At 71.1% G+C, this 15,548-nt stretch carries 17 protein-coding genes; 12 read left to right on the top strand and 5 right to left on the bottom strand.

What is annotated here, in order from left to right:
• Window positions 1-23: 23 nt before the first annotated feature.
• On the top strand, window positions 24-875 hold the full coding sequence (locus AB0M59_RS19860) for a PD-(D/E)XK nuclease family protein (RefSeq protein ID WP_364617134.1): 852 nt from the start codon (window positions 24-26) through the stop codon (window positions 873-875).
• 12 nt (window positions 876-887) lie between these two features.
• A complete protein-coding gene (locus tag AB0M59_RS19865; protein ID WP_364616910.1) occupies window positions 888-1,736 on the top strand; it encodes a hypothetical protein in 849 nt (282 codons plus the stop codon).
• A gap of 245 nt (window positions 1,737-1,981) precedes the next feature.
• On the opposite strand, the gene AB0M59_RS19870 is transcribed toward AB0M59_RS19865, so the two are convergent.
• Both AB0M59_RS19870 and AB0M59_RS19875 read right to left on the bottom strand, forming a co-directional pair.
• A complete protein-coding gene (locus tag AB0M59_RS19870) occupies window positions 1,982-3,307 on the bottom strand; it encodes a hypothetical protein (RefSeq protein ID WP_364616912.1) in 1,326 nt (441 codons plus the stop codon).
• 24 nt (window positions 3,308-3,331) lie between these two features.
• Entirely contained in the window at window positions 3,332-5,122 is a 1,791-nt protein-coding gene (locus AB0M59_RS19875) for a DEAD/DEAH box helicase (RefSeq protein WP_364616914.1), read from the bottom strand.
• Between the two features lie 230 nt (window positions 5,123-5,352).
• On the opposite strand from AB0M59_RS19875, the gene AB0M59_RS19880 reads away from it, so the two are divergent.
• The 3 genes from AB0M59_RS19880 (at window position 5,353) to AB0M59_RS19890 (ending at window position 6,996) form a co-directional block, all read left to right on the top strand.
• Window positions 5,353-6,006 (top strand): ferritin-like fold-containing protein, encoded by a 654-nt coding sequence (locus AB0M59_RS19880; RefSeq protein ID WP_364616916.1) that lies wholly within the window; start codon window positions 5,353-5,355, stop codon window positions 6,004-6,006.
• Between the two features lie 119 nt (window positions 6,007-6,125).
• The gene (locus tag AB0M59_RS19885; RefSeq protein ID WP_003095490.1) at window positions 6,126-6,356 is read left to right on the top strand and encodes a DUF3107 domain-containing protein; all 231 of its coding nucleotides are present in this window, start codon (window positions 6,126-6,128) and stop codon (window positions 6,354-6,356) included.
• A gap of 184 nt (window positions 6,357-6,540) precedes the next feature.
• A complete protein-coding gene (locus AB0M59_RS19890) occupies window positions 6,541-6,996 on the top strand; it encodes a pyridoxamine 5'-phosphate oxidase family protein (protein ID WP_364616918.1) in 456 nt (151 codons plus the stop codon).
• A gap of 102 nt (window positions 6,997-7,098) precedes the next feature.
• On the opposite strand, the gene AB0M59_RS19895 is transcribed toward AB0M59_RS19890, so the two are convergent.
• Together AB0M59_RS19895 and AB0M59_RS19900 are read right to left on the bottom strand one after the other, a co-directional pair.
• The gene (locus AB0M59_RS19895; RefSeq protein WP_364616920.1) at window positions 7,099-7,416 is read right to left on the bottom strand and encodes a DUF4873 domain-containing protein; all 318 of its coding nucleotides are present in this window, start codon (window positions 7,414-7,416) and stop codon (window positions 7,099-7,101) included.
• Entirely contained in the window at window positions 7,413-8,186 is a 774-nt protein-coding gene (locus AB0M59_RS19900) for a TetR/AcrR family transcriptional regulator (protein ID WP_364616922.1), read from the bottom strand. The genes AB0M59_RS19895 and AB0M59_RS19900 overlap by 4 nt, the downstream gene beginning before the upstream one ends.
• A 52-nt stretch (window positions 8,187-8,238) precedes the next feature.
• On the opposite strand from AB0M59_RS19900, the gene AB0M59_RS19905 reads away from it, so the two are divergent.
• Window positions 8,239-9,147, top strand: coding sequence for a diiron oxygenase (locus AB0M59_RS19905; RefSeq protein ID WP_364616924.1), 909 nt, complete (start codon window positions 8,239-8,241; stop codon window positions 9,145-9,147).
• On the top strand, window positions 9,144-10,052 hold the full coding sequence (locus AB0M59_RS19910) for an alpha/beta hydrolase (protein ID WP_364616926.1): 909 nt from the start codon (window positions 9,144-9,146) through the stop codon (window positions 10,050-10,052). Before AB0M59_RS19905 ends, AB0M59_RS19910 begins: the two co-directional genes overlap by 4 nt.
• 36 nt (window positions 10,053-10,088) lie before the next feature.
• On the opposite strand, the gene AB0M59_RS19915 is transcribed toward AB0M59_RS19910, so the two are convergent.
• A complete protein-coding gene (locus AB0M59_RS19915; RefSeq protein WP_086670799.1) occupies window positions 10,089-10,715 on the bottom strand; it encodes a TetR/AcrR family transcriptional regulator in 627 nt (208 codons plus the stop codon).
• A gap of 114 nt (window positions 10,716-10,829) precedes the next feature.
• Here AB0M59_RS19915 and AB0M59_RS19920 point away from each other — a divergent pair, with 114 nt between their 5' ends.
• The 5 genes from AB0M59_RS19920 (at window position 10,830) to AB0M59_RS19940 (ending at window position 15,484) form a co-directional block, all read left to right on the top strand.
• On the top strand, window positions 10,830-11,807 hold the full coding sequence (locus tag AB0M59_RS19920) for an alpha/beta fold hydrolase (RefSeq protein ID WP_364616928.1): 978 nt from the start codon (window positions 10,830-10,832) through the stop codon (window positions 11,805-11,807).
• Window positions 11,808-11,886: 79 nt separating this feature from the next.
• Window positions 11,887-13,032 (top strand): DUF3152 domain-containing protein, encoded by a 1,146-nt coding sequence (locus AB0M59_RS19925; protein WP_364616930.1) that lies wholly within the window; start codon window positions 11,887-11,889, stop codon window positions 13,030-13,032.
• Window positions 13,033-13,132: 100 nt separating this feature from the next.
• Window positions 13,133-14,308: an adenylyltransferase/sulfurtransferase MoeZ gene (moeZ, locus tag AB0M59_RS19930; RefSeq protein ID WP_364616932.1), complete on the top strand. Its 1,176-nt coding sequence runs from the start codon at window positions 13,133-13,135 to the stop codon at window positions 14,306-14,308.
• 155 nt (window positions 14,309-14,463) lie between these two features.
• Window positions 14,464-15,261 (top strand): TIGR02569 family protein, encoded by a 798-nt coding sequence (locus AB0M59_RS19935; protein ID WP_364616934.1) that lies wholly within the window; start codon window positions 14,464-14,466, stop codon window positions 15,259-15,261.
• Window positions 15,262-15,313: 52 nt separating this feature from the next.
• Window positions 15,314-15,484: a hypothetical protein gene (locus tag AB0M59_RS19940; RefSeq protein WP_364616935.1), complete on the top strand. Its 171-nt coding sequence runs from the start codon at window positions 15,314-15,316 to the stop codon at window positions 15,482-15,484.
• The last annotated feature ends 64 nt before the right edge of the window (window positions 15,485-15,548 follow it).

Raw genomic sequence — 15,548 nt, forward strand, 5'->3', positions numbered from 1 at the left:
GCGTGGCAGCCGTGAAGGAGCAGATGGGGTTCGACTTCGGCGTCGCGCAACCGGTGCGGCTCACGAAGGTGTCGCCGGCGCGGCTGGCCACCTTCGACGACTGCCCGCGCCGGTACCGGCTCGCGTACCTCGAACGGCCGACCCCGCAGCGCACGGGGCCGTGGGCGCACAGCACGCTCGGCGCGGTGGTGCACAACGCGCTGCGGGCGTTGTTCGACCTGCCGGTGCTCAAGCGCGTGCCGCAGCGGGCGGTGGCGCTGGTGGCGGAGTTCTGGAAGGACGCGGGCTTCGAGAGCGACGAGCAGGCGGCGCGCTACCGGGCGCGCGCCAAGGGGTGGGTGGCGGAGTACGTCGAGGACAACGACGTCACGCACGAGCCGGTCGGGCTCGAGCGGTGGGTGTCGGCGCCGGTGAGCCCGTCGCCGGGGGAGAAGCCGTCGATGATCATCGAGGGCCGCGCGGACCGCATCGACGCCCGCGACGGCGAGCTGGTCATCGTGGACTACAAAACGGGACGGCGGCCGCCGGACGAGTACGAGGCCCGCGCGTCGCAGGCACTGGCGCTGTACGCGGTGGCGGCGGCGCGGACGCTGCGGATGCCGTGTACGACGGTGGAGCTCCACCACCTCCCGACGGGCACGATCTCGGCGGCCGAGCACACGCCGGAGAGCCTGCGGAGGCACCTCCAACGCGCCGACGAGACCGCCGGAGACCTCAGGCTGGCCACGGATACCCTGGACGCGGGCGGTGACGAAGACGTGTTGTTCCCGGCCCGCCCGGACCGCCGTTGCGCCTGGTGCGACTTCAGGCCGAGCTGCAAGGCGGGGCAGGAAGCGGCCCCGCAGATGCAGCCGTGGGACCTGCTCGCGCCCTGACAGGGAGGGAAAGTGGCTTCACCGGACACCGACGAACTGGCCACGGTGCCCACGCCCGCGAGCGCGCCCGATGCGAAGTCGGGTGGGCGAGGCGCGGGCCGAGCGGCAAGGCAGGAGCGCGCCGAGCCGGCGGCTGAAGCTGAGGCGAAGGCGGTTCCGCAGCAGCAGACCGAGCCGCTGGCTACGGCGTCGGGTGACCAGAGGGTGGCGGCGCAGCAGACCGAGCCGCCTACTGCCGGGTCCGGCGCGGCTGAGGCGCAGCAGCAGACCGAGCCGCTGGCTACGGCGTCGGGTGACCAGAGAGTGGCGGCGCAGCAGACCGAGCCGCCTAGTGCCGGGTCCGTCGTGGCCGAGGCGCAGCAGCAGACTGAGCTGCTTGCCACCGGGTCCGGGGTGGCCGAGGCGCAGCAGCAGACCGAGCTGCTTGCCACCGGGTCCGGGGTGGCCGAGGCGCAGCAGCAGACCGAGCCGCTCGCCTTCGAGCCGGGCGAGGCGCAGACGGTGCCTCAAGAACGTGTCGAACCCGAGCTGATCGAGCCGGCGGATCCCACTTCGGCCGATGTGTCCGAGGCTGCCGAGCCGGCGAAGCCGGGCGGCCGCTGGTGGCGCGGATTCACCGGCTCACTGGCCGCCGGCCTCACGGTCCTGGCCATCGGCGTCCTCGTCGTGGCGGGGATCGACCTGAACACGGGCGCACCAGGCCCTGGCGCCGTGCTGCTGATCGGCCACCCGCTGGCAGCGATATTGGCGTTGCTGGCCCAGCGGGTCGCGGACCGCCGCAACGGCGCCCCGGCCGCGGGTGCGGGCGTCGCGGTGGTGCTGTTCACGGTCTCGGCCCTGACCCTCTTCTGGCTCACCTGAGCCCACCGAGTTCCGGGCTCAATCACGCGAGTTCCGCCCCCAATCACGCGAATGACGTGGCCGATCACGCAGGCTCGCGGCCCGGAACGGCGAACTCCCGTACCTGGGCAGTCGGCTCGCGTGCCTGGACGGTCTGTTCGCGGGACGGAAGCCGGAACTCGCGTGATCAGACCCGGGACTCGCGTGATCGGAGCCGGAACTCGCGTGATTGAGCCCGGAACTCGCGTGATTGAAGCCGGAAGTCGTTACTTCAGGGCCGTGAGCGTGTCGCCGCGTTCTTCCAGCAGGACCGGGCCCGCCGCGCCCAACCGGACCACCCCGGCATACCCGCGTCGGTCGACGCCGACGGTGCGGATCGTCGAGCCGTCGTTCTCGTTCAGCACCGCCAGGCCGCCCTTGATCGGGACCACCAGCTGGGAAGCGAACAAGATCCCGGGACCGGAAGCGCTGCTCAACGTCCACCGCGGCGAAAGGTCGTCGCGGGACAGCGCCACCACCTTCGACCCGCTGAACCAGTACATGTTCTGCGTCGTCGACGTCGTCGCCTCGACACCCCCGAGGGGATCCGCCGCCAAATCGGCCGCCGGGACGTCCAGGGGGTACGCCGCGCGCTGGGAACCGTCGCCGTTGTAGATCACCAGGAGCTTCTGGTCCGGCAGGACCACCGCCGTCAGGTCGCCGGACATCGCGATCACCCGGGCCCGCTTGCCCGCCAGCACGCTGCTGAACGCCACCGAAGGCTCGTCGTCCTTCTCCGGTGCCGCCTTGTAGACCGTCAGGCGGTCCGCCGGGTCGCCCGGGCAGTGCTCGATCACGCCGACCTTGCCCGACGCCGCCGCGACCGTGCCGTACGTGCAGCCCGTGCGGGGCTGCTTGCCCGCGTTGACCAGCGCCGGGACCTGGCCGTACTCCGCGCTCTGCACCAGGTCGTCGCGCCACGTCGTGAGGAGCTTCTTGCCCGTCGTCGTCACGTGCGAGCCGTCGCCGACCAGGCGCGTGCCCAGCTCCGCGTTGCCGTTGCGCTGCGCCGTGATCCGGCCCGTGCCCGGGTCCAGCTGCGTGACCTCGCTGCACCCCTCGGACTTGGCGTAGACGGCGTTCAGCCGCCCCCACGTCTCGTTCATCGTGCACAACGGCAGGTCACGCGTGTAGTGCCAGCGGATCTGCCCGGTCAGCGGGTCGCGGGCGGCGACCTCGCCGCCGTCGGCCGTCGCCACCGAGTCGCCCGCCACCACCGGGACCGGCGTCGCGCCGCTGCGGGCGCTCCACACTTCGGCCAGCGAGCCGGGCACCTTGTCCGGTGCCGCGGGCAACGGCGGCGGTGGTGCCACCTCGGTCCGGTCGGTCGCCGCGCTGTCGCTCGTCACGCCGATGACCAGCGCGACGGCGACCACGGCGACCGCGGCCAAGGCGGCAATCACCCGGTCCCGCCCGCGGTTCCAAGGCGAGCGACGCGCCTTGACCCGCGGGACGGGTGTAGTGCTTTCGACTTCCTCGAGGACGTCCTCCGAGCCGTAGTCAGGGGTCTCTTCGGGCGCGTTTTCAGGCGCCTTCTCGACGTCGTCGCTCACTTGCCCGGACCCCCGCGCTCAGGTTCAGTCTGCCGACGCAGGTGTATCAGACGTCGCGGCGGGACGGCGACGGCGGCGCCGCCGAGCGGGCCGCTCGGCGTTGTCGCCGGCTTCCTTCTCGGTGGCCGGGCCGGTCGCTTCCGGCGCGGTGCCGCGGGTGCGGCGACGCGCTCGGGTGCGGCCTTCCGAAGCGGGAGCGTCGTCCGAAGACACGGCGGGGGCGGCGTTGTCCGCGGCCTCGGTCGCCTCGCCCGACGAACCACCGCGGGTCCGCTTGCGCGGGGTGCGGTTGCGCTTGCGCGGCGCGTCTTCCGAGGGGGTCTCGCCGGCCTTGCCCCGGCCACGCGGGCCGCGGCGCTTGCCGCCGAGGTCCTCTTCCTCCTCGGCGCCCAGGCCCGCCCGGGTGCGGTTGGCCAGCGGCAGCCGGCCGGTCTTGCCCTCGGGGATGCCCAGGTCCTCGAACAGGTGCTTCGACGACGAGTACGTCTCCACCGGCTCCGGCTTGTCGAGGCCGAGGGTGTCCGAGATCAGCTTCCAGCGCGGCATCTCGTCCCAGTCGACGAGGGTGACCGCGACACCGGTGCGCCCCGCGCGGCCGGTGCGGCCGATGCGGTGGACGTAGGTCTTCTCGTCGTCCGGGCACTGGTAGTTGATGACGTGCGTGACGTCGTCGATGTCGATGCCGCGGGCCGCGACGTCGGTCGCGACCAGGACGTCGACCTTGCCGGAGCGGAACGCGCGCAGCGCCTGCTCACGCGCGCCCTGGCCGAGGTCACCGTGCACGGCGGCGGCCGCGAAGCCGCGCTCGACCAGGTCGTCGGCCACCTTCTGGGCGGTGCGCTTGGTGCGGCTGAAGATCATCGTCAGGCCGCGGTCCTTCGCCTGCAGGACGCGGGCGATGACCTCGGGCTTGTCCATCGAGTGCGCCCGGTAGACGAACTGGGTGGTGCGCTCGTGGATCGCGCTCGCGTCGTTCTCTTCGGCGCGGATGTGCGTCGGCTGCCGCAGGAACGTGCGGGCCAGCGTGATGATCGGGCCGGGCATGGTGGCCGAGAACAGCATCGTCTGCCGCTCGTCCGGCACCATCCGGAGGATGCGCTCGATGTCGGGCAGGAAGCCCAGGTCGAGCATCTCGTCGGCCTCGTCGAGCACCAGGCCGCGGACCTTGCCGAGCACCAGGTGCTGCTGCTCGGCCAGGTCGAGCAGGCGGCCCGGGGTGCCGACGACGACGTCGATGCCCTTGCGCAGGGCGTCGATCTGCGGCTCGTACGGGCGGCCGCCGTAGATGGCCAGGGTGCGGATGCCGAGGTGCTTGCCGGCACCCTTGAGGTCGTTGGCGACCTGGATGCACAGCTCGCGGGTCGGCACCACGACCAGCACCTGCGGGGTGCCGTCGCCGGGGACCTGCACGCGGTGCAGCAGCGGGACGCCGAAGCCCAGCGTCTTGCCCATGCCGGTGCGGGCCTGGCCGATGAGGTCGTCGCCGGCCATCGCCAGCGGCAGGGTGAGTTCCTGGATCGCGAAGGTGCGCTCGATGCCGGCCTCGCCGAGAGCCTTGACGATCTCCGGCTTGACGCCGAAGGACGCGAAGGTCGGGTTTTCCGGCTCGACCTCGACGCCCGCCTGCAGCGGGTGCGAGGTGTCGAGCGCGGCCGGGCCGGTCTCGCTGTGTTCCAGCGCGACGGCAGGAGTCTGTTCGGTTGTGGGAATTTCTGCGGTCAGGGTGATCGCCTCTCTCGTGACCAGCGCGCACAGCCCTGGGTCCGCTCGACACTCGACCGGGAGTAAACCCTGGTCCCTGGCGCTGATCTTCAAGCGCGGAACCGGTCCGTCCCGGGAATGCCGGAAGAGGCGTGCACGCACATTGCAGTACGTCGGCAAGCCACGTGACCTGCCTGTTCCCGACGCCGGTATGGCGTACGGAAGCTTCTATACCATTCGCAGTGTACCTGGTCAGCAGTTTTTCGACAGTACCCGGCACGCCGGAACCAGTGTGATCGGTCTCGTCCCGACACGCCCGGGTGCTTCGGCGATACCCTGCCCCCGTGACCGAGCCGAAAGAGACTCCCGAAGGCGTCGTAGACCTTCTGGGTGTGATCGCCTACCTCGAACTGTCCGCGTTCGACCGGATGGCCGAAGACGCGCGCAGTGCCCCGACGCTGGCCGGGCGGGCCGCGTTGGCGCAGATGGCGGCCGCGGAGATCGGTCACTACGGCCTGCTCGCCGAGCACCTGGCCGCGCACGACGTCAAGATCGAAGACGCGATGGGGCCGTTCGTGGCCCAGGTCGACGCCTGGCACGCTTCGACGCCGCCGAAGTCGTGGCTGGAGTCGCTGGTCAAGGCCTACGTCGGCGACGGGCTGGCCGCCGACCTCTACCGGGAGATCGCGAGCTGGCTCGACCCGGAGACCAAGGACCTCGTGCTCACCGTGCTCGCCGACACCGGTCACTCGGCTTTCGCCGAACGCGAGGTCGCGGCCGGCATCGAGGCCGACCCCAAGACCCGCGACAAGCTCGCCCTGTGGGGGCGCCGCCTGCTCGGGGAGGCACTGACCCAGGCCCAGTACGTCGTCGCCGAGCGCGACGGGCTGGCCGAGCTGATCATCGGCGGATCGGGCGACCTCTCCGGAATTGCCGCGCTGTTCCGGCGGTTGCAACAAGGGCACACCAAGCGCATGCAGGCGCTCGGCCTGGGCTGATCCCGATGGAGTACCCGGAAGTGACGACGCGGTCGAGCGCGGACATGCGCCACCGGAACGAGCCCGTTCGGTTAGCCTTGCCGAGCACATCCCTTACGAATTTCCAGCGGAGGTCCCACGTGGAGGTCAAGATCGGCATCAAGGACACGCCGCGCGAGCTGGTGGTGTCCAGTGGCCAGTCTCCCGAAGAGGTGGAGAAGCTGGTCGCCGAGGCCCTGACGGCCGGTGACGGGCTCTTCCGCATCAACGACGAGAAGGGGCGCAAGTACATCGTCCCCGCCGACCGCATCGCGTACGTCGAGATCGCCCCGTCCGACGTCCGCAAGGTCGGCTTCGGCGTCGGCGACTGACTCGTAGCCACGCGAAGGCCACCCCGGGACCTCCCGGGGTGGCCTTCGTGCTTTGCCGCCCCGGTGGGCCGCCGCTTTCACCGGATCGGTGCGTGTTCCTTGGAGTGTCGCGAATCCGCCGCCTAGCTTCGGCTGGCGATCCGGCGCCACGGGGCCCGGACGGACACCTCCGGGAGCAGCAAGCATGACCACTGTCGAGCCGATGGCCGGCGACGTGGCGGGTCTCGTGCGGGACACCCTTTCCGCGCACAAGTCGATGTTCCTCGCGACCTCGGGCAGTGACGGCCCGTGGGTGGGCGGGGTGTACTTCGCCGAAACCGGGCCGTTCACGCTGAACCTGGTGCTCGAGGACCGGGGCCGCACGCTGGCCGCCGTCCGGGAGAACCCGGTCGTTTCGGTGGTGGTGTCGACGGGCTCGCCGATGCAGCCGTTCCTGCAGGCGCAGGCCCTCGCCGAAGTCGTCCCGGCCAATGACGAAGCCATGGTGCGCTCGTTGCTCGTGGCGAAGGTCCCGGAGGCGGCGCCGTTCCTCGAAGCGCCGGTCACCGCCGTGCGGCTGAGCGTCCGCAAGTGGCGGGCGACGGACATCCCGAACGGCTGGCTGCCCGGGCGTGAGCTGCCGGGCCCGCGCAACCCCTGAGCCGGCCGGTGCGGCCACCGCGCGGGTTGGCCGGGCCGGTTCCGAAGTCCGTGAAGGCCTCCTCACCGGCCATGAGCGCCGGTAAGGAGGCCTTCACGGCGTTCAGGCGTTGAGCTCTTCGAGGGACGTCGGCACGTGGAACGGCGGGGTGCTCGTCCCCATGATCCGGTACCGCCCCCACGGGTCCGGGTCCGACAGCTCACCGGTGGCCGCATACGCACCGGCCTGGATCGAAACCGGCTTCTTCTTGCCGCCCGCGAGCTGCGTCAGCTCCTCGTTCACCGCGACCCGGCCGTACCAGCGGTAGAAGCCGTCGATCGGCTGGAAGTACCCGCGCAACTCCACCGTCGTCGTCAGCGACACCCCGTCGACCACCAGGGTCGCCTCGCCGCTGTAGCCGTCTTCGTCGTGCTCGCTCATGACGTCTCCTCCAGCGAATCGGACTCCGCGCGGCCCAGCTGGACCACCTTGTTGACCTCCAGGGGGAGGTTCGGGTCGATGACCACGCCGTGCTGGCGGGTCAGCCCGTCGATCGCCGCCCAGATGATCTGCGTCAGGTACTCGACCACCGCGTCGCGGCCCATCGAGCGGCGCCCCAGCCACCACTCGCCGGTGTTCTGGACCATGCCGACGATGCCGTGCGCCCACGGCTCGGCCGCGCCGGAGTCCATGTTGAACATCCGCATGTAGTCGCCCAGCAGCGCCGTCAGCGCCGTCGCGATCAGTTCCTTGTCCTCGGCCACGACGTCCGACGACACCGGCTTCTCCGGCCGCCCGTGCGCCAGCAGCCGGTACAGGTTCGGGTGCTCCTCGATCACCGTGAAGAACGCGTCGAGGGCCATCCGGATCCGCGGGACCGGCGCGAGCTCCGCGTTGATCGCCGGGATCAGGCGCTCGAAGAGGATCTCCGTGCCGCGCTGGCCGAGGGCCACGTAGAGGTCGGCCTTGTCGTCGAAGTGCCGGTACAGCACGGGTTTCGTGACGCCCGCCTCTGCGGCGACGTCCTCCATGCCGAGGTCCGGCCCGTGCGTGTCGAGCGCCCGCAGGGCGGCCTCGACGAACTCCTTGCGCCGGGCGATCCGGTGCTTGCGCCAGCGGTCGCGGCGGGCGTCGCCGGTCGCCTCCTCGTCGCGCGACGAGGACCTGGACTGTTTGCCGGAGCGCTTGACACGTTCGATCACGGGGCTCATGCTACCAGAGGTAACTGTTACCTCAAGTTACATGTTGAAAGGGGTGTCGGCGATGACGCGGACGTTGAAGGAACCGGATCGCGAGAAGACCGCGGAACGGCTGCTGAAGTCGTCGGCGAACAAGTTCTACGACCCCGACGTCGACATCGACTGGACGGCGCCCCTGGTCGAGGGCAAGCGTTTCATCCTGGACGAGCGCTCCTCGCTCTACGGCACCGAACTCTGGGACAAGCTGACCCCCGACCAGCGCATCGAGCTGGGCAAGCACGAGGTCGCGAGCGTCGCGACGACCGGGCTGTGGTTCGAAATCCTCCTGATGCAGATGCTGCTCAAGGACGTCTACGAGCAGGACCCGACGTCGGCGCACGCGCAGTTCGCCCTCACCGAGATCGCCGACGAGTGCCGGCACTCGACGATGTTCGCGCGGATGGCGTCGCGGATCGGCTGCCCCGCCTACGGCCCGGTGCCGTGGCTGCGGAAGCTCGCGAAGCTGATGCCGTCGATCTCGTACGGTCCGGCGCGCTACGGCGCGATCCTGGTCGCCGAGGAGGTCCTCGACCGGCTGCAGCGCGAGCAGATGAACGACGAGGGCGTCCAGCCGCTGGTCCGGATGGTCAACCGGATCCACGTCCTCGAAGAGGCGCGGCACGTCACCTTCGCCCGCGAGGAAGTCACGCGCGGGATGGCGAAGCTGTCGAAGGCCGAGATCGGCTACCAGCAGTTCATCATCGCGCTCATCTCGTACTTCGTGACGCGGGCGTTCATCAACCCGAACGTCTACAAGGCGGTCGGCATCCGGCCGCGCGACGGCGTCGAGGCGGCGCTGACCAACCCGCACTGGCAGGGGACGATCGCGTGGGCCGGGGAGAAGATCATGCCGTTCCTGGAGGAGTCCGGCCTGGTCGGGCTGCCCGGGAAGTACTTCTGGCGCAAGTCGTTCCTGCTCCCGGCGGGCCGATGACGACCGCGTCGCGGCTGCGGAACCCGTCGATCGAGCACCGGTTCGTCGAGAGCGACGGCGCCGCGCTGCACGTCGCGGAGTCCGGGCCGGACGACTCCTCGGTGACGCTGGTGCTGGTGCACGGCTGGACGCAGGACCACCGGACGTGGGACTTCGTCCTGCCGCACCTCGACCCCGGCGTGCGCGTCCTGCGCTACGACCTGCGCGGCCACGGCGGTTCGGCGCACGCCCGCCCGGGCTCGGCGACGATCTCCCGGCTGGCCGACGACCTGGCCGAGCTGATCGCCGAGCGCGTCCCCTCCGGGCCGCTCGTCCTCGCCGGGCATTCGATGGGCGGCATGACGCTCATGGTGCTCGCCGAACGGCACCCCGCCCTCGTGCGCGACCGGCTGGCGGGCGCGGCGTTCGTCGCGACGTCGTCGGGGGACATGGACCAGCTGACGTTGGGTTTCCCGGGCTTGGTCGGCCGGGGCGTGACGCGCTTCGAGCCGCGGCTCGCTCGCCTGCTGGCCCGGCTGCGGTCGGACAGGCTGCGGCTGCGGCCGGGGATGGTCCGGTCCGGAGCGCGCCGTCTGGTCTTTGGTGACCGGCCGGGGCGGGCGCAGGTCGACAGCGTCGTCGAGCAGCTGCTGAGCGCGCACCCGGCGAGCGCGGGGCGGTTCCTGGACGCGATCGCGTCCCACCGCGGCGTCGGCGGGCTGGGCGCGCTCTGCGACGTGCCGTCGGTGGTGCTGGCCGGGGAGAAGGACCGCCTCTGCCCCCTGGCGCACGCGAAGGTGATCGCGGACGAGCTGCCGCACGCGGAGTTCGTCCGCTTCCCGGGAGCCGGCCACATGCTGCCGCAGGAGCGCCCGTTCGAGGTCGCCCGCCGCATCAGCGCCTTGGTCCGGCTCGCCGCTCGCTGACCGCGGAGCTTTCACGTGAAAGCTCCGCCTTCGGTGTCAGGAGTCCTTGAGGGGGAAGCCGCCGCCGATGCCGCGCCAGGCCAGGTTCGCCGTCAGGGCCACCGCTTCCTCGCGGCTCATCGACTGGTGGTGCTGCAGCCAGAACCTCGCGCTGACCTGGCTCATCCCGACCAGCCCGACCGCCAGCAGCCGCGCCTTGTCCTCGTCGAGGCCCGCGTCCGCCGTGATCGTCTCCGTGATCGCGTCCACGCTCGCCGACGTCGCGCGGTCGACCGCTTCCTGGACCGCCGGCTCGCCGCGCAGGTCGGACTCGAACACCATCCGGAACGCGCCCGCGTCCTCGCTGACGAAGTCGAAGAACGCGCCGACCGTCGCCGGGACGCGCTGGCGGTTCTCCGTCGTCGAGTCCAGTGCCGTCTGGACGCGCTTCACCAGCTCGTCGACGTGGCTCTCCAGCAGCGCGATGTACAGGTCGAGCTTGCCGGGGAAGTGCTGGTAGAGCACCGGCTTGCTGACGCCGGCCACTTCGGCGATCTCGTCCATCGCGGCGGCGTGGTAGCCGTTCTCGGCGAAGACCCGCTGCGCCGCGGCGAGGAGCTGGGCCCGGCGCTCCGTCCGGGGCAACCGCACCCCACGTTGCTGCAGCCGTGTCATCTCCGTCATGCCCCATCCTCCCGTCTTCACACCTTCGACGGGCGGGGTCGCCACCGCGTGAAGTCGACCTGAAGATTACTCGCCGGTATGTATGCCTTGCCAAGTGTCGGGCATCCTGGATGCGTGAACACCGCCGTGACCACGCGGGCGCCCCTGACCCACGTGCCCCTGTCGACCAGGGATTTGCCGTCCCTCGAGCCGATACTCCCGCCCTGGCCGGCGAATTTCGAAGAAGTCGGCACGGCCCGCCTGAACGTCCGCCGCACGCCGGGCCCGGACGGCGTTCCGGCGGTCTACGTGCACGGCCTCGGCGGCTCGTCGACGAACTGGACGGACTTGGCCGCGCTGCTCGCGCCGGTCGCCGGCGGCACCGCCCCCGACCTGCCCGGCTTCGGCTACTCCGAGCCCGAGGCGGGCTTCGACTTCAGCCTCCAGGCGCACGCCGAGGTCGTCGCGCGCCACATCGAGGACGTCGGCGCGCCGGTGCACCTGCTCGGCAACTCGATGGGCGGGGCGATCGCGCTGCTCATCGCCGAACGCCGTCCCGAGTTGGTGAAGACGCTGACGCTCGTCTCGCCCGCGATGCCGGACCGCCGTCTCGACCCTCGGCGGCTGTCCGACCCGCGGATGGCGCTGGCGTACCTGCCGCTGGTCGGGGCGCGCGTGCGGGCGCAGCTGGCCGCCCTCGGGCCGCGCGAACGCGCCGCGCAGGTGATCAAGCTGTGCTTCGCCGACCCGTCGCGGTTCCCGGAGAGCCGGCTGGACGAGCTGGCCGAGGAGCACGGCGCCCGTGCCGGATTCACTTGGGCCGGGCCGGCCATGGCGCGCAGCACGTTCGCGATCTTCCGGGCGTGGTCGACACTCGGGAAGGCGTCCCTGTGGTCGTCGGCGCCGCGCGTGCAGGCACCGACGCTGGTGGTCTGGGGCCGCGAGGACCGGGTCATCTCCGTGCGACGCGCCCTGCGGACGGCCCGGGTGATCCCGACGGCCCGGCTGCTCGTCCTGCCGCGGACGGGCCACGTGGCGCAGATGGAGCGCCCGATCGTCGTGGCGAAAGCCGTGCTCGGCATGTGGGAGCACGTCGAAGCCGGGACCTGGTAGCCCGATCGGGTGACAACAATCCCCGGGTGGACCGCCAGTCGCCGATAACGGTTCGGTGGCGCTGTGGCACCCTGGTGCGGTGGACCGGGTGAAGCACGACGCGCGAGGCGAAGATCGGCGGGCTCCCCACCGCGCGTCCGCCCGCCGCACGCCGGACCCCGGAGACTCCCCGCGGACCGGCCAGTACCGCCCGGCCCGGCAGCAGGCCCAGCGCGTCGACGAGGACCGCTACCGCCCCGGCGGCCGGCGGACCAGCGCCGAGCCGCTGAGCGCCTCCTGGAAGCCCCACGTCGAGACTCCGCGCGAGAAGCCGGAGCCGCCGAAGGCCGGCCTCGCGAAGTTCACCAAGACCTACGGCTGGCGCGTCTACGCCCTGCCGATCCTCGTCGTGCTGACCGTGCTCGTCGTCGTCAACACCGCGAACAGCCCGGCCGAGCCGATCGCCGAACAGGGCGCCACTTCCGGCGTCGAGTCGGCGGGCGGCGACGCCGCGGGCGGCGCGATCGACGGCAACGGCGAGCAGGCCATCCCGGAGAACCCGGCCACCCCGGTCGACCTCAAGGTGCCGACCGCGGACCTGCCGAACGGCATCCCGTTCACGCAGGCCGGCACCGGCAACTGGCACACCGTGCCGGGCAGCGGGCCGAAGGTCGGCACCGGGAAGCTGTACACGTACACGGTCGACGTCGAGGACGGCATCGACCCGGGCAGCTACGCCGGTGACGACGCCTTCGCCGCCGCCGTCGAAGGCACGCTGTCCAACCCGGCCCAAGGCTGGACCTGGGACGGCAAGATCGCGCTGCAGCGGGTCGACAAGAACTTCCCGAACCCGTCCTTCAAGGTGAGCCTCACCACGCCGGAGACCACCCACCGCGCGGACGCCTGCGGGTTCCAGATCAAGTTCGAGGCCTCCTGCTACCGCAAGAGCATGGGCCGCGTGCTGATCAACCTGGCGCGCTGGGTGCGCGGCGCGAAGGCCTACGGCGCCGACATGACCGGGTACCGGCAGTACGCCATCAACCACGAGGTCGGGCACGCCCTGGGCAACCAGCACGTCGGCTGCGGCGGCACCGACCAGCCGGCGCCGGTGATGATGCAGCAGTCCTTCGGCGTCGCCGACGACTACGTGTCGATGCTCAACGACATCCCCGGCGGCGACAAGGGCAAGGTGGCCAAGGACGGCCGCGTCTGCAAGACCAACTCCTGGCCGAATCCCACGCCTTAGCAGGTCCGTCCGTCCCACCATCCGGACGTGGGAAGGCTTATTTGCCAGCGCGCGTTGTGCATAGTGGGATGGACGCGATCCGCGCGAGATGGAGGACCCGATGTCAGCACTGCCGCCGCTCGTCGAGCCGGCTGCCGAGCTCACCAAGGAAGAGGTGGCCCGGTACAGCCGTCACCTGATCATCCCGGACGTCGGGGTGGCCGGGCAGAAGCGGTTGAAGAACGCGAAGGTCCTGGTCATCGGCGCCGGCGGCCTCGGCAGCCCCGCGCTGCTGTACCTGGCCGCGGCCGGGGTCGGCACGCTCGGCATCGTCGACTTCGACGTCGTGGACGAGTCGAACCTGCAGCGCCAGGTCATCCACGGCCAGTCCGACGTCGGCAAGCTCAAGGCCGCGTCCGCGCAGGAGTCGATCGCCGAGATCAACCCGCTGGTCAAGGTGCACCTGCACACCGACCGGCTGGACTCGTCGAACGCGCTCGAGATCTTCGAGCAGTACGACCTGATCGTGGACGGCACCGACAACTTCGCCACGCGTTACCTCGTGAACGACGCCGCGGTGCTGCTGGGCAAGCCGTACGTCTGGGGCTCGATCTTCCGGTTCGAGGGCCAGGTCAGCGTGTTCTGGGAGGACGCGCCGAACGGCAAGGGCCTCAACTACCGCGACCTCTACCCGGAGCCGCCGCCCCCGGGCATGGTTCCCTCCTGCGCCGAGGGTGGCGTGCTGGGCGTGCTCTGCGCGTCCATCGGCTCGATCATGGTGACCGAGGCGATCAAGCTCATCACCGGCATCGGCGAGACGCTGCTCGGGCGGCTCATCAGCTACGACGCGCTGGAGATGAAGTACCGCGAGGTCAAGATCCGCAAGGACCCGGAGACCCCGAAGATCACCGAGCTGATCGACTACGAGGCGTTCTGCGGCGTGGTGTCCGACGAGGCCGCCCAGGCCGCGACGGGCAGCACGATCACGCCCGCCGAGCTCAAGGCCAAGTTCGACAGCGGCGAGAACTTCGCGCTGATCGACGTCCGCGAGCCGCACGAGTACGAGATCGTCAACATCAAGGGCGCAACGCTGATCCCGAAGGACCGGATCCTCTCGGGCGAGGCGCTGGCCGAGCTGCCGCAGGACAAGCCGATCGTCCTGCACTGCAAGTCGGGCGCGCGGTCCGCGGAGGCGCTCGCCGCGCTGCACGCGGCCGGCTTCAAGGACGCGACGCACCTCGGCGGCGGCGTGCTGGCCTGGGCCAAGCAGATCGACCCGAGCCTGCCGACCTACTGACAGTCGCTCTTCCCTGAAGGGCACCCTCCTGGCTTTCAGAGCCATGCGGGTGCCCTTCATGGCGTTTCGTCCGAGTCGTGCTGAGGTTCTAAAACACTGCGTGACCAGCGCGTCTTCTCGATCGTGGACCACTCGGCCAGGTACCGTCGGCAGTTGTGCGGACAACCCTCGAACGTCCTCCGGCGCACGTCTGTGCGGCCTTCGGCGGCCTCGACGACGGCAGCGAGCCGATGCCGGACTCGACGGCGTGGCGCAGCGGTGACCTCGTGTTCAAGCCGGTCACCGACAAAGCCAAGACGCTGTGGACAGCCCGCGCGCTCGACTACGCCGACGAGCCGGGCCTGCGCGTCGCGAAGCCGGTCCGCTCGACCGACGGCCGCTGGATCGTCGGCGGCTGGACGGCTTCCCGTTTCGTGGCGGGTACTCCGGAGCACCGCGGGGACGCGTCGGTGCTGGCGGCGGTGAAGCTGCACCGCGCGACCATCGGCCTGCCCCGGCCGGACTTCCTCGCCGGCCGTCGCGACGTCGACGCGATCGCCGACCGCGTCGCGTGGGAAGAGCTCGAGGTCCCCCTCGAAGAGACGAAGGGCGGCCGCTGGTTCGAGGTCTTGGCCGGTGCCCGCCGCCCAATCAAGCTGCCCCTGCAGGTGGCCCACGGCGAGCTGCTGGCCGGGCTGCTCTTCGACGGCGACGCGGCCCCGGGCGTCGTCGACTTCGTGCCGTACTACCGCCCGGGCGAGTACGGCGCGGCGATCGTGGCGGTGGACGCGCTGGTGTGGGGTGGAGCGACGCGGGAGCTGCTGGAGCGGTGGGCCCACTTGCCGGAGTGGCCGCAGTTGTTGCTGCGCGCGGTCCTGTTCCGGCTGGCGTCGAACGCGTTGAACCCGCGGTCGACGCAGGCGTCGCTGGACGGCCTGCGCGCCGCCGCGCGCGAGGTGTCCGGGGTCTTGTGACCGACGCACCCACTCCGGGATGATGGCCGCGTGATCACTTACCGAAAGGGCCATGCCGCGTAGGCGCCCCGGAAGCCTGCGCCGCACCCGCCGACTCGACGTCGCGGGGCCGCCGCCGGCCAAGATCCCTTACCTCTCCCGCCGCGCCCTGCGGCAGCTCGCCTTCGCCGAAGTGGACGCCGGGCTGCGGCCCGGCGAGATTCTCGGCTGGGGACCCTTGTGACCGACGTCGCAAGGTCCGGCGTCACCTCGGGCAAAGCGCCGCTGACCTCCTGGGTCCCGGTCCG

Origin of the sequence: Amycolatopsis sp. NPDC051371, assembly GCF_040682155.1 — a bacterium.
GTDB lineage: Bacteria > Actinomycetota > Actinomycetes > Mycobacteriales > Pseudonocardiaceae > Amycolatopsis.

What these genes read in the sequence shown, in the direction of transcription:
- AB0M59_RS19910 (WP_364616926.1), top strand. Translation starts at nt 9,144, where the DNA reads ATGACGACCGCGTCGCGGCTGCGGAACCCGTCGATCGAGCACCGGTTC.
- AB0M59_RS19900 (WP_364616922.1), bottom strand. Translation starts at nt 8,186, where the DNA reads ATGAGCCCCGTGATCGAACGTGTCAAGCGCTCCGGCAAACAGTCCAGG.
- AB0M59_RS19905 (WP_364616924.1), top strand. Translation starts at nt 8,239, where the DNA reads ATGACGCGGACGTTGAAGGAACCGGATCGCGAGAAGACCGCGGAACGG.
- AB0M59_RS19860 (WP_364617134.1), top strand. Translation starts at nt 24, where the DNA reads ATGGGGTTCGACTTCGGCGTCGCGCAACCGGTGCGGCTCACGAAGGTG.
- AB0M59_RS19915 (WP_086670799.1), bottom strand. Translation starts at nt 10,715, where the DNA reads ATGACGGAGATGACACGGCTGCAGCAACGTGGGGTGCGGTTGCCCCGG.
- moeZ (WP_364616932.1), top strand. Translation starts at nt 13,133, where the DNA reads ATGTCAGCACTGCCGCCGCTCGTCGAGCCGGCTGCCGAGCTCACCAAG.
- AB0M59_RS19895 (WP_364616920.1), bottom strand. Translation starts at nt 7,416, where the DNA reads ATGAGCGAGCACGACGAAGACGGCTACAGCGGCGAGGCGACCCTGGTG.
- AB0M59_RS19890 (WP_364616918.1), top strand. Translation starts at nt 6,541, where the DNA reads ATGACCACTGTCGAGCCGATGGCCGGCGACGTGGCGGGTCTCGTGCGG.
- AB0M59_RS19940 (WP_364616935.1), top strand. Translation starts at nt 15,314, where the DNA reads ATGCCGCGTAGGCGCCCCGGAAGCCTGCGCCGCACCCGCCGACTCGAC.